This is a genomic window from Leptospira selangorensis (genome assembly GCF_004769405.1).
Lineage (GTDB): Bacteria > Spirochaetota > Leptospiria > Leptospirales > Leptospiraceae > Leptospira_B > Leptospira_B selangorensis.
Genome location: NZ_RQES01000019.1, coordinates 207,951 through 221,740 on the forward strand (window position 1 = coordinate 207,951; position 13,790 = coordinate 221,740).

A 13,790-nucleotide genomic window follows, 5' to 3' on the forward strand; every position below is an offset into this window, starting at 1 on the left:
AAAATAATAGATCACCCAATTTAAGGGGCGCATCCTGAATCGTCCAACTCGAATGCGCCTATAGAATAACCTGCGGAGCCGGAAGGAGTGGTTCCGCCTGAGGATGTTGTTCTAGTTACAGGAGCGGCTATGACTGCATCTACTTTATAAATCGGATCAAAGCTATTCAGATACGCCGAAGTCTCCACTCCGCCGAAAGCGATATTACATGGACCTCCATTGGCAGGACTTAAAGCTAACCATGGTTGAAGGGCAGGGTATCCATTAAAGGACGGAGTATTGGTAAAATTTTGACTTCCTCTGGTTGCATCTAAGAATGTATTACCAACCAAACAAAGAAGACTGAAAGAGTTAAAAGTTCCATCCGAACAATAGTATGCATAATTGGTTGCACCTACTGTAATGTACTTACCAGTGTTACAATCTAAATCGTTACCGCGGAATATTGCACTGGCACTCGGAGTAGTATTGAAGGAAGCACAGATTCCATTACTTCCTGGGGCCTGGACGATATTATTCGCAATTTGAGCGTTTGTTGCAACGCTTCCCAGCATATATATACCGTAATTTGAACCTGTAGTAGCTCTGTTAGAGTAAATCGTATTTCCTGCTATATAGTGCTTAATTAGAGCCGTACTCTCTTCATTACGAATTCCATATGTAAACTGAGAAGTTACGGAAGCATCCGAGTATTGGCGGAAATTCATCGTATTATTTATGATTGCTACTAACGAATCTATAAAATTCACAAGTAAGACAGAATGAGAATCGTTTACAGCCTTATCTCCGCTGATCCTATTTCGAAGTAAATATACGTTAGAATTATAACTATAAACTGCCGAAGAGCTTAATGCACCGAAGCCGCCCTTGATCACATTTGTATCAATCTGGTTATTCGAACGAGATGAAAGAAGGTAGATCCCGCCCCGAGTTCCAGTAGCATCCTCGACTCCTAGTCCTCCTTCTCCGCCAGAAATATAATTTCCATAGATATATACATAACTATTCGCATCCCCATTGAGGATCCGAATCGCAAAAGCGTTAGGTTTTGATTCGTCGGCAAATATACTAAAGCCTTGGATTGTATGAGCTTTAGTCGTATCTCCGGCCATTCCGGATGCAGTAATTGTGATCGGAGCACACTCATTCGAGCTTAAAACTGTTCCTGGGCATTGAATTACAGTTCGGTTATCTAAGATCCTAGTTGGAGTACCTGTCAAATCCTGAGTGGAAAATGAAGAGTCGAAACTTCCCACAAGACGAACTCCTCCAGACGAGGTCATGGAAATCGGAGATGCTGCTCCTGAAATGATATAGTTTCCACCTTCTACAAACACAGTACAAACGCTTGCAGAATTACATTGATTTACGCCAGTTTGGATGGTCTTACAAGAATCGCTTGGGTCCGTGCAACTATTACTATCGTTACCGGAAGTATCGCTTATGAAATAAACATCACCTTCCATCATCTTAACATTTAGAGATATGGTTGCTCCACCGTTTGCAAGAGCCACAGCATCCTTACATCCAGTGAGTATGAATACTACATTTAGAGGGAAGGTCAATGCTCCGAAAGACCAAGGCAGAGCAGTAGGTGCTACTCTCGCAGTATTTCCAACATAAGTTATGCCAGGGCTTCCACTAGCAGTTCCTGCAGAATAAGGAGGACCACCTCCGGTTGCGTCCAAGACACAACCTGTTACAGGACCGGAGAATGTAAAATTCATGGCCTTAGTCGCAGGGAAGAAGGAACCTGCAGCAGGCACACTTGTTTTCATCAGACTCAAACAACTGATCTGTAGATTTACGTCTGCACCTGCAATAGTTCCATTTGCTGGAGAAGTAACCACCTGGCAGATATGGGTAGAAGGTACTGTAGGAACGGCGCCTATAGTGATATCATAAGGAAGTCCATCTCCCACATCAAAACTAATGGTTCCGTTGGAATTCCTCATTTTGAGTTCTGTTCCATTATTTAGAACTTCTAAATCGACTGTATTTGTACTGTCGATCCCTGTAACTGCTACATTTGCTTTGTACCAATTTTCCGCACAGTTTACCACGAAGGTTGTGCTTGCAAAAGTAAGAGTGAGATTCGGGTTACTGATGATACAGGTCTGAGTAGGAAGTGTAGCGGGTGGGGTTATAATGTTTAAAGTATAAACGATATTCGGATCGTAATAACCGGAAAAGGAGTCTGTTCCGGCAGCGGAGAATGTAAGTTGTTCTCCAGTGCTTGCTAATTCTACTACCAAAACGCCTGAGTTAGTAAGTCCATTTACTTGTACATTTAACGGAAAGGAAGAACCGGTTAAATAGGACACAAAATTAGATATATTCATAAAATCTAAAATGCCCGATTTTTTAGGACGGGTATAACAACCCATCGTGCTCAAAGTGAATAGGATCAGCAGAGCTGAATATAATTTTGGGAGAAAATTCTTGAGATTTACCATGTGAATTCCACTCCTAATTCCATTCTTTGTTGAAGAAGATAAGAACTTCCGGAAGCAAATGTAGCTGCTCTATCAGACTCCCTCGCATTTCTTAGTAGTGGAGAGACAGTCACAGGAGTATTAGTTCCTTCTACCTTTACTTGTTTAGGGCCTGGGAAAAATCCTGCGTCGAGCACATTGATTAGATAAAAGAATCCTAATACTCCTAATGCCACTCCTAATTGGTTATATTCTCCAACAGCATTAGAATATTTAGGAGAGATTTGAGAATAATTATATAAAGCAAGGCTGAATAGTGCAGGGTTCCCGGATTGTAAAAATGCAGAGTTATACATAATATTACTCTGTCTTGCTGCATCCAATTCGTGAGTTGCATTCAGATATGAATTTCCTTTTGCGGCTGCATAACCGCCCGCAACAATGATCAAACTAGGAAAGATTGCTGTTCTAAATGTAGACTTCTTTTGGTAATATTGTCCCCATCCAGGAAGGACCGCAGATCTTGCGGCAGCTCCCAGATCAAAGAAAGAAGACCCGGAACTAGATCCGGAATAAGAGGACTTGGAGTCTAAAGCGGCAAGTTCATCTTCTGTGTCCGCTACTAGGAAATAATTTTCCCTTTCTGTGGACTTGTTACGAGGATTTTCCAAACGTAAAGTGACTGGTCCTTCCGGAGACTTCTTCTTGTCTATAGTGACTACCATAGTTTCCGGATTTTTGAGATCTACGGACTTAACGGGGATCTCATTCCCTTTAGAATCTTTTAATATTACTTTAGTGGCTTCCGTAAAATGTTTACCCTTGATCTCGAAAGTTTCTGGCATGTCCTTAGTCAGGAACTTATTCTTTTCGGCAGCGATTACTTCAGGTTTTTGGGAAAGAATGACCTCGAACGGGATCCAAGCGGAGAATACGGAAACTCTACCGTACTTATTTAATACACCTATCCTATGTTCATAAGCACCTGGTGGTAATTCTATTTGGATCTGGGTTCCGTTTGTTTTTTCCCTGGTCACCTTTCCGCGAGAATCTTTGATCTCTACCTGGTAACCGCCGGCATCAGGAATAGCTTTCCATTCTAATTTGACACCTTCTTCCTTTCCAAAAATTGGAAGGGAGAATAAAAGGAATCCGACCAAAAGGACTGCAATCGTATTAGATTTTTGGAATCTTTTACTCAACATAGAATTCCTTAGGAGTCAAAATCTCCGGTGCCTTGAAAGTAGCGGACATGATTACTTCGAAATCCCTGGTTAGAGGAAGGGTGGTGCGGATTTGTCCGGAGCTGTCCCTGTATTTTGCGCTCAGTCTCCACTGGTATTTTCCTTCCCTTAACTTATACAACTCTCGATAGTCGAAGGATTCTCCCTTAATTTCCTTTTTAAATACTGTTTTTAGGGTTTTTTGGTCTGCTTCTAAAAGCTCCAAAATGTATGCCTCGGATTTGCCTTCAATTTCCCAATAAAAAGACAAACTTGCTTTCTCATCCAGGTCTATCTTATCTCTATCCCTTGGATATACAGGAGAGACAAAAGGTGCAGAATCCGAGGTCTTAAATCCGGAAGAAGGGCTGCTCGTCAAAACCTCTCCCTCAGGAGAAAGAAGAGTAACTTTCCAATAATAATCACCAGGACCCGCAAGTGGCACTGAGTTTTGCCCTGAACGTACGGACGTTTCGAATATTTTAGAAGCAAAATTAGGATCTTTAGAAACTTCTAATTTATAAGTTCCGCTTGGATCCGGTCTGTCCCATCTGAATTGTAATTTGCCGTCCACAGGATGACCTAACTCTGATCCGTCTTTAGGGAAAGAGAGTCGAATTGAACCAAGCGGTTTTAATATAAACTTACCAACAGAAGAAGAAATTGCCTCTTCCGAATTGGAACTTGCTTTAATTCTCCAGAAGTACGTACCTTCTTTCCAGTCCAGATCAGGTTTCATAAAATTGGAGTTAGTCGATTTGGAGAAAAGTATATTTTTGAAATCGGAATCAGCGGCAATATCCAGGGAATAAGATTTAAATTCCTTGTTGGAACTCCAACTGAAGAAGGAACCGACCTTAAAGATACGAATTCCTATTTCTTCCCCTTGCAAAGGTTTAAGAAGTTTAGGAGGTTCCGCTTGTTCAGATTTACGCAAAACAAAAGAAATTGTATCCGAACTCAGTTCGGTGAATCCTTGTTTGTCGGAATTCATTTTTACACGGGCGAAAAATTGGCCTTCGTTCTTAGGCTCCCATTTTAAAAATCCTGCGGAAGAATCCCCGGTATATACGATTTGTTTAAAGTTCGTGTCTGAAGAAACTTCTAGTTTATATTTTGTCTGAGAATCGAATGTATTCCATTGGAAACGGACAGGCGGCGCAGCCTCAGTATAGGAGAATGTTTCTTTATTGGTAGGGGAGACCAGTCTTGGTTTATTCCAGGAAACTAATTTAAAGTTTTTTGAAGAACTGAACTCGTCTTTGCCCGACTCGGGATTTTTGCCTGCAAGTCTCCAATAATAAGAACCGTTAGGAAGGGAAATGGAGGCGTTTGTTCCGCCTGCATTCAATTTTTTTAAACCTGTTCTGAATCCGGAATCTTTGGCGACTTCCAATCTGAAAGTTTTAACCGTTGGGGAATTTTTCCATTCGAATCTAACAGGTAAAGTTTCCGCAGCGATAGGGAAATAAGCTTTATCCGGAGGGGAGACGGTTTCCAGATTTAATGTATGAACTTCTACTTTTCCGTCTTTTAGATCTGCAGACTGATTTTTACCTACTGTATTTTCTCCGGATGAGGAGGATACTTTAGCTTCTCCTTGTTTTACTTCCAGATTTAGGCCCTTGTTGTTTTCGTCTTTGGAAATTTTTAGATCGGAATTTCCTAAAGAGATCTTAGTATCTCCGGAGCTGATCTGCAGACTGCCGGAACCTCCACCGGTAGCTGAAAGTGAACCTGATACAAAACTGATCTTGTCCGTATCTTCCACAAGGATCATACTTCTTTCATCCATCCTGATCTCCGCAGTATTTTCACCATCGGTAAAAAGTAATACTGCTTCGGAACCTTCTTCTGTACGAATTGTATCCCTGTATCTGATCGGATCAGACTCATCCAATTCTTCCCAGATAACTTCAGAATCAAGTTTTCTTAATATTTTGAGTTGTTTCGTTTTGAGTTCGCCAACTATCTTATTCGTCCCTGTTTTAGGGCCTGCATTGGCATATAGATATAATAGTCCCGAAAAAAAGAACAGTAGTAGAACTAAAGCAGTAACGACGACTCTGCCGTCATTCAAGTATTTCATACTTTAATTCCTCTTCTTCATCTCCTGTTTTTGTTTTTTTCTTAGATTCGTATTCTATTCCGAGTTTTCTTCTCAGATCATTTAGATCCCTCGGGCGATCCATATCGTCTTTTCTACCTAGAACTGCGTAAATGGTTTGGGGTTCTTCTTTTCCCTTCACCTTGATAGATTGCATTTTTTCGACCGCAAAAATATCTTTTACATGATTCAGTAGATCTTGTGTAATTAAAATATCCGTACCAAACGGTTTGTTCAACGCTTCCACTCGAGAGGCGAGGTTCACTGCGTCACCGATTACGGTATATTCTAATCTTTCTTCCGAACCGATCTGACCTGCGATCACCGGTCCAAAATTAAGACCACAACCGATACGGATGATCGGTTTTTTATCTCCGCCTCTTCCTTCGTTAAACTTAATAAGTGCCGCTCTCATTAAAAGTGCGCCGTTCACTGCATTTTCTGCGTCTTGTTCCGAGGTGCGAACTGCTCCCCAGGTTGCCATGATCGCGTCACCGATAAACTTATCCACAATCCCATGGGTATCGTTCACACAACGAACCATCTCGGTCATGTACTCGTTTAAGAATTCTACTACTTCTTCCGGTTGTAGTTTTTCCGATATAGCTGTGAAGGAACGAATATCCGAGAAGAAGATAGCACACATCTTTCTTTCCCCACCCAGAGTGAGTTCCTTGTTCAGGACCATTTCGGCGATCTCTTTGTTTACGAAACGGCCAAGTGCGTCCTTCACCTTTTCCCTTTCTTCCAGACCTTTTCCCATACTTACGAAATAATCCGTTAGAACGCCGATCTCGTCCCTTGTGGAAGACTTGATCCCTATCCTGAAATTTCCTTTGGCAATCTCTACCGTTGCAGTCAGAAGTTTTAATACCGGAATGGTAATGGTTCTGGCTAAGAAGAATACGATGATAAGTGCGACACAAAGTGCGATCGCCATGATTAAAAGGTTTTTGGTCTGGATACGATATACCATCTCAAAAACTTTTTCTTCCGGAACGGATACGATTACTCCTGCTCCACCAAAACCTAGTTTTTGGTAAGAACCGTAATATCTAGTCTTAGTTGAATCCTCATATCTAGTTTGTTGGCTGTCCTCTCTTACGGAAGAAAGCATGGTCTCGAAAATAGGGAGATCCGACCAATTTGTTTGGGCCGCAAGAAGTTGGAGATCGTAATGTGCGATGAGATCTCCGTCTCCGTTGATCAAAAATGGCACGTTAATATCTTGTTTTTGGAATACGGATAATAGTCTCTCTGCTCTGATGATATAGAGTAAAATAGACTTACTTTGGGAATCATATACTGAAATAGAAAAAGTAGGCTCTTTAAAATTAGCGGTGAGATTGTCTATTCTTCCGCCTGATTGGATCGTCTTTAAAAAAGAAGATTCTTTTTGGGAAACTGCTGCATCTAATTCATCTCTATTAGAAGAAATCCCTTCCAAGTAGGAATCATTATAAAGAACCGTTCTTTTTTTAAGCTTATCTCCTTCTGCGGAATAAATCCCCGCTAAAAGGAAATCAGGTTCGTTCCTGAAAAATAGATCCGCATAAGCACCTGGACCCTTCGGATCCAAAAGTTTTTCCGTGAGAGTTTTTCCTTTATCTCGAATATCTTTTAGATCCGATTTTACTTTGATCCCTAAAATATTCACCAAAGAAAAGTTAGTCTCTAATACTCTGACTTCGTAATTCTTTTTGAACTCGCTAGACGCATATAAAATAACCGTGGAAACCGTAACAGTGAGTAAAAGAGAGATCACCGCCATCAATTTTAGCTGAAGAGGGAATTTCGCGGTCGTTGCTAAATCTCCCATATCCGCAGAAGGGTTGGGGGTGGATTCTTTTTTTGGAATATTCTTCTTTTCTGATATTACAGGAGGTTGTGGTGCTTCTGAAACAGTCTCCGTAGTTTCAGTCTCCTGTTTTTCTCCCGAGAATACCGTATCAAATGAAATTACAGGCTTACTTTCTAGTGTGCGGAAATTCTCTGCCTCTTGGAATTTCGGGACCTTCTTCTTTCCGTTGGAATCTTTATGACCGTTTTTGAAAACTCCTAGTTCGATTCCGGAAACTGCCAAAGGAAGTTCTTTTAGAAAAAGAGAAAATTCTCCTCTGCTAGAATCGGGAATTTCTTTAGGAGCTTTTTTGCGGGAAGCATAGGTTTTAAATTCTCCTAAGAATGTCGCCTCTGCTTCTCCTTGTAAGCTAGGAAACCAAGCACCTAACTCACCGGAGGCGATATGTGGATAAGAAGAAATTACCATTTTGGAAAGTATCACTTCCCATCTTTCTTCTAATTCTTCGGGGATTAAAAATAAGATATTAGATTTGGCTGCTGCTGAGATTAATTTCCAAGCAGAGTAGAATACCGACTCGTTTGTTTCAGGTCCGGGAGGAATTTCTAATGCGAATAATTTCCATTCTCCTGCATGCAAAACTTCTTCTAAATTAGTAACTAATGAAGAACCTTTTTCCGAGAATACGCAGACTACAGTTTTGATCCCCAGATCTGCCCAGGCTCTTAATTCGTCCTGGTTTTGAACCTGATCCTTTGCTCTGGCCCAGAAGGCGACCGCACCATTTGGTCCGAACGGAATGTATTTTGTAGATGATGGCATTTTGTTCCTAAGGAAGTTCCGGAATAAAAATTCTCTTTTAGAAAGCTAAAAAATCGATCCGTCTAGCGGAAAGTAGATTCTGGAAATCCTCCGTTAAATTATCGGAACAACGGCATTCTATATTGAAAACAAGTCGAATGCGTTCTTCCTAATCTAGGATACCTATTTGGTTGCTTATACGGACATTGTTGAGAATTTGGACTTTGAGGATATTTATGGCAACTGCTAAGTTTACCACCAACCGCGGGACCTTCTCCGTTTTATTGGAAGATGAGAAGGCTCCGATCACTGCCGGGAATTTCATCCAATTGGCTCAAAAAGGCTTTTATAATGGCCTGATCTTTCACAGAATTATTGCAAACTTTATGATACAAGGCGGTTGCCCTCAAGGAACCGGAACTGGTGGACCGGGGTATAAGATCCAAGACGAGTTTCATCCAGAACTTAAAAACAAAAAGTATACGATCTCCATGGCAAACGCAGGACCGAATACTGGTGGTTCTCAGTTTTTCATCAATGTGAGAGACAATCTATATCTAGACAATCGCCACGCGGTTTTTGGCCATGTGAGTGAGGGAGAAGACATAGTCCAAAGTATCTCCGAAACTCCTACCGCTCCAGGAGATCGTCCTCTCCAGCCAGTGGTAATTGAGACGATAGAGATCATCTAACGCATCCCTTGTGGGATACCAATTCCACAAACTCCATAAAAAGTCGAAATATGCTTGAAAATATCTATATTTCGCCATAATTAGAGGCCTCTGCCCGGAATATCTATTCCGGGCGGATCTATTTATGGGTTCTCGTTCTACTATTATTTCAGATTCAAGCCCAGGCAATCCCAAGTCCTTACTGGATTATATCCTCTCCAATTCTCCCATCGTATTATTTTCCGCTGACGAAACCGGGCTCATGAACTTCGCCTCGGGCAAGGCGTTAGACATGCTTGGTTTGGATTCAAGCGCATTCATAGGGACTAACTTTGTACAACATGAATGGAACGCAGAATTAAGGGAAGAAGACGGGACTGTCCGTAGTCTGGAACAAACGGACGCTCTAAGGTTAGTACTTTCAGGGAAAGAGATCAGTGCAGAAACGGTTTTTTTAGGAAGGCATTTTGCCGTAAGGATCTCTCCCGCGATCGGGGATGACGGAAACATAAGAGGACTCGTAGGAGTTTCTTTAGATATTACGGATCGTAGGATCGCGGAAGACATATTAGAAAAACGTACTGTAGATTTTCAGACACTGATAGGTGCGTTACCGGTTGTTGTATTTTCCATTTCTCCGGAAGGAAGGATCATACTCGCCGACGGAAAAGGATTAGAAAGATTAAAGATCAATCCTAAGGAAGTGGTAGGCAAAACCATTTTTGAACGGGCAGGGAATAGACCCGAGGTCATGGAAGCATTCTCTAAATCTCTTCAGGGAGAAGAGAGTATCTATCATACGAATCAGAATGGTCTTCTCTTGGAAACGAGAATGTATCCAAGGATAGGGAAGAACGGTCGTATCCAAGAAATATTAGGAATTGTTTATGATATTTCCGATCGAAAAGAATACGAGGATAGAATTCGTAAGAACGAGGAGAAGTATCGGAATTTATTCCAAAATAATCCTCAGATCATGTTCGTATTTGAAAGATCTTCTCTTCAGATACTGGCGGTGAACCAAACAGCTATCCAGACTTATGGATATTCTGAAAAAGAATTTATTGGAAAAGACGTTTCGGATCTTAGGCTTCCGGAAGATAGGGAGTCGATGAGGGAGAAGATCAAGGGACTAAAAACCGGTCTGAATTTCTTCCAAGAATTGAAACATATTAGAAAAGACGGAAGTATCATTTATTTAGATATAGTTTCATCCCCCATCCAATTCCAAGAAACTGAGGCGGTTCTGGCCTCCGCAATCGATGTTTCTGAAAGAGTTAAGATGACAAAAGAAAATCGTTTTAATTTGGAAGTTATCTCTCAAATCAACGATGCGATCATCGCATTAGACGGTGATATGAAAATCACTTATTATAATAGTTATGCCGCGAAAATGTACGAGGTAGAAGAGGGGGAATGTTTAGGAAAACATTATACTTCTCTTTTTGAAGAGGATTGGATCTCCGAGGAAAATTACAAATCCGCTATGGAAGATTGGAAAAACCTTGGAGCTTCCAAAAGGGAGCTGATCCATACCTTAAGATCCGGTAGAAAAATCACGATCGAAAGTAATTTCAAAAAGATTAATGCAGAAGGTTATCTGGTTCCGGGGCTTATCATGGTAAATCGGGACATTTCCGAAAAAATAGAATCCAGAAAATCCCTAGAAGAAGCACTTTATGGTTTAGCGAAAACGAATAAAGAGCTGGAACAATTTGCATATATTGCTTCTCACGATCTACAAGAACCGCTTAGGACTATCGCAAGTTATCTGCAATTATTGGAGAGAAAATTTTCGGAAGAAATAAAACCCGAGATGAGGGAATTCATCCATGTATCTGTAGAAGCCGCAAAAAGACAACAGGGGTTAATCGAAAGCCTTTTGAGTTATTCCAGAGTGGGTTCCGATTCCGTAAAAAAATCAAAAGGGAATACGAATCTGATTTTGGACGAGATAAAAAAGGATCTTTCTTCCGTAATACAGGAAACCAAGGCGAATCTGGTTTTAGAAGGTCCTTTTCCGGAAGTGTATGCGGACCAAGACCAGATTAGGCGTTTATTCAGTAATCTGATCTCCAACGGGATCAAGTTCCGTTCTCCAACTAGAAGTCCGGAGATCCGGATCAAAGTCAAAAATGTCCCCGGCGCTAACGTGTTTTCGGTTGCCGATAACGGGATAGGTATGGATTCCAAATACTTCGATCGTATTTTTATCATATTCCAAAAATTGCATACAAGATCGGAATATCCCGGAACAGGGATCGGGTTGTCTATTTGCAAAAAAATCGTAGAAAATCACGGCGGAAAAATTTGGGTCCAGTCTTCCGTTGGAAAAGGGTCCGAGTTTTTTTTCTCCCTGCCAGAGGTTTAATTATGAGTGCTTCTTCTAAACAATATTTTGATATTCTTTTGGTAGAGGACAATCCTGCGGATGTTCGCCTCACCATAGAAGCATTGAACGATCTTAAATCGGAAAAAAGACTTTTTGTAGCAAAAGACGGAGAGGAAGCGATCGACTTCGTAAAAGGAGAAGGTGAATTCGTAGGAGCAAGGCGCCCTGATCTGATCCTTTTAGATCTGAACCTTCCTAAAAAGAACGGATTGGAAGTTTTGGAGGAACTTAAATCGGATCCTGAATACAAAAGGATCCCTGTTGTGGTATTGACTACTTCCGGATCTGAAAGGGATATTATAGCCACTTTCAATTTACACGCGAACTCATATATACAGAAACCGGTGGAATACGATAATTTTTTGGAAGCAATGGATACGTTACGCATCTATTGGTTCAAAACTTCGAGGTTACCACCAAAATGAATGCAAGAGTAGTATCCGTTCGGGTAAAACAAATTTTAGTAGTAGAGGACAACGAGGACGATTCCCGTTTGTTCGAGATATTTTTAAAAGAAGCAGACCCTTCCGGGGTACGTTTGAAACATTCTCCTACAGTTGCTGATGCTTTAGAAGTATTGAAAGATCATGGAGAGGAGATAGATTGTATTCTTTTGGATCTGACATTGCCGGATAGTTTCGGTTTGGATGGTTTCGAAGCTATTAAAAAATCTCATCCTAAGATACCTATCGTGATCTGTTCCGGGACCCAGGACGAAACTGTTGCGATGGAAGCCTTACAGTCGGGTGGCCAAGATTATCTGATCAAAGGAAAATTCGATTCTCATCTTCTTTTTAGATCTATTCTTTATGCAATAGAAAGACAGGACATGTTATCCAAATTGGAAGAGCAGGCGTTCTTGATTAAAGAAAATGAAAAAAGATATAGGCTTATATTCGAACATAATCCTCATCCGATCGTTTTGTATAATTATGAATGCGAAAGTGTTTTGGATCTAAACCAAGAAACTGAACGTATTTATGGTTATGATAGGGAAGAATTACTTCATATGAAATTTTCGGATCTGTTTATTGGAACTTCTTCCGGAGAGCGTAGGCAGTATTTAGCTCTTCATAACGGTAAAAATATTCCGGAAACACATGTGCATAGATCCAAGGAAGGAACACCGCTCCTAATGGAGATTACTTCTTATAGATTCAGATTAGAAGGAAAAGAAGTGGTCCTTGCAATCTTAGTGGATATGACTAAATGGAAACAGTCCGAAGATAATTTAATACAATCATTGAGAGATAAAGAAGCTCTTCTCCAGGAAATCCATCATAGAGTAAAAAACAATCTCCAGATCATGGCGAGCCTTCTAAACCTCCAAGCGAATTACGCAAAGAACAAAGAAGTAACTCGAGAACTTAGGGATACCGAAAGTAGGATCTATTCCATGTCTCTAGTTCATAACGAACTTTATAATTCTAAAAATCTGGCAGAGATCGGCCTAGGTTCTTATGTGGATAAATTATTGGATAATCTTTGGAATGTTTATGGAATAGGTGCAGAGATCGGAAGAGTAGTAGATGTAGGAAATTTAAGTTTGGCGGTGGAGAAAGCACTTCCGATCGGAATGATGATCAATGAGATCGCTACAAATTCAATTAAGTATGCTTATTCAGAAAAGAAAAAGGGTCAGTTCTATATAAAAGCAAAATCCGGAAATGGGATATTTCATTTAGAGGTCGGGGACGATGGAAAGGGGATCCCGGATTATCCTCAGATTGAAGCCAAAGAAACCTTAGGTTTACAACTGATCCGGATCTTATCCAAACAGTTGAAGGCAAAATTGGACATCAATACTTCGGCTCCAGGAACCCGATTCCAAATAGAGTTCTCGTATTAAGCGGCTAGCAACTTTTTGAATTCGGAAATACAAGATTTGCAGGCTTCGGAACATGCCTTACATTCTTCGTGATGGTCTGCGTGTTTATCACATTGAACTGCACATCTTTCGCAAGACTCCAAACAGATGGACGCTAATTTTTTAGTAGAAGCAGAACCTAATGAAGACAATACAACGAATGCGTCGCAAAGTGCCACTGTCTCTTCTACAGATCTAAGGCAATCCGCCATTTCCTTATGACCTTCTGCCAACATGTCCACACACATATTGATACAAACTCTGCCTTTTAAAATGCAAGCAGAGGAGGCTTCAATCGCGGAACCAGGCACGGAAATTTTGTCGGCCTTCTTCTTTTTAGAAGTTTTTTTATCTCCGTGGTCATGCCCTAAAACGGAGGAGCTTGCAAGTAGAGCCATGGTAGTTGCACCCAGGCCAAGGATTTGTTTTCTAGATATTTTCTGTTCCAAAGGAACCTCCCTCGGTGCTCTAAATTATTCCAGAATCCGCTTTT

At 40.9% G+C, this 13,790-nt stretch carries 9 protein-coding genes; 4 read left to right on the forward strand and 5 right to left on the reverse strand.

Annotated elements, in window-relative coordinates:
* Positions 1–20: 20 nt before the first annotated feature.
* The 4 genes from EHO58_RS16065 to EHO58_RS16080 are packed head-to-tail and all read right to left on the reverse strand — an operon-like array spanning position 21 to position 8,388.
* Positions 21–2,456, reverse strand: coding sequence for a right-handed parallel beta-helix repeat-containing protein (locus EHO58_RS16065; RefSeq protein ID WP_135680607.1), 2,436 nt, complete (start codon positions 2,454–2,456; stop codon positions 21–23).
* The gene (locus tag EHO58_RS16070) at positions 2,450–3,640 is read right to left on the reverse strand and encodes an LIC11435 family protein (protein ID WP_135680608.1); all 1,191 of its coding nucleotides are present in this window, start codon (positions 3,638–3,640) and stop codon (positions 2,450–2,452) included. The genes EHO58_RS16065 and EHO58_RS16070 overlap by 7 nt, the downstream gene beginning before the upstream one ends.
* Positions 3,630–5,747, reverse strand: coding sequence for a FecR family protein (locus EHO58_RS16075; RefSeq protein WP_135680609.1), 2,118 nt, complete (start codon positions 5,745–5,747; stop codon positions 3,630–3,632). The genes EHO58_RS16070 and EHO58_RS16075 overlap by 11 nt, the downstream gene beginning before the upstream one ends.
* Positions 5,731–8,388, reverse strand: coding sequence for an adenylate/guanylate cyclase domain-containing protein (locus EHO58_RS16080; RefSeq protein WP_135680610.1), 2,658 nt, complete (start codon positions 8,386–8,388; stop codon positions 5,731–5,733). The genes EHO58_RS16075 and EHO58_RS16080 overlap by 17 nt, the downstream gene beginning before the upstream one ends.
* Before the next feature lie 215 nt (positions 8,389–8,603).
* Here EHO58_RS16080 and EHO58_RS16085 point away from each other — a divergent pair, with 215 nt between their 5' ends.
* The 4 genes from EHO58_RS16085 (at position 8,604) to EHO58_RS16100 (ending at position 13,279) form a co-directional block, all read left to right on the forward strand.
* A complete protein-coding gene (locus EHO58_RS16085) occupies positions 8,604–9,059 on the forward strand; it encodes a peptidylprolyl isomerase (protein ID WP_135627085.1) in 456 nt (151 codons plus the stop codon).
* Between the two features lie 124 nt (positions 9,060–9,183).
* The gene (locus tag EHO58_RS16090; protein WP_135680611.1) at positions 9,184–11,409 is read left to right on the forward strand and encodes a PAS domain S-box protein; all 2,226 of its coding nucleotides are present in this window, start codon (positions 9,184–9,186) and stop codon (positions 11,407–11,409) included.
* 2 nt (positions 11,410–11,411) lie between these two features.
* Complete coding sequence (locus tag EHO58_RS16095) at positions 11,412–11,855, forward strand: response regulator (protein WP_100723319.1); 444 nt, start codon at positions 11,412–11,414, stop codon at positions 11,853–11,855.
* Complete coding sequence (locus EHO58_RS16100) at positions 11,852–13,279, forward strand: histidine kinase dimerization/phosphoacceptor domain -containing protein (RefSeq protein WP_135680612.1); 1,428 nt, start codon at positions 11,852–11,854, stop codon at positions 13,277–13,279. Before EHO58_RS16095 ends, EHO58_RS16100 begins: the two co-directional genes overlap by 4 nt.
* On the opposite strand, the gene EHO58_RS16105 is transcribed toward EHO58_RS16100, so the two are convergent.
* The gene (locus EHO58_RS16105) at positions 13,276–13,746 is read right to left on the reverse strand and encodes a four-helix bundle copper-binding protein (RefSeq protein ID WP_135627082.1); all 471 of its coding nucleotides are present in this window, start codon (positions 13,744–13,746) and stop codon (positions 13,276–13,278) included. The genes EHO58_RS16100 and EHO58_RS16105 overlap by 4 nt on opposite strands.
* Between the last annotated feature and the right edge of the window lie 44 nt (positions 13,747–13,790).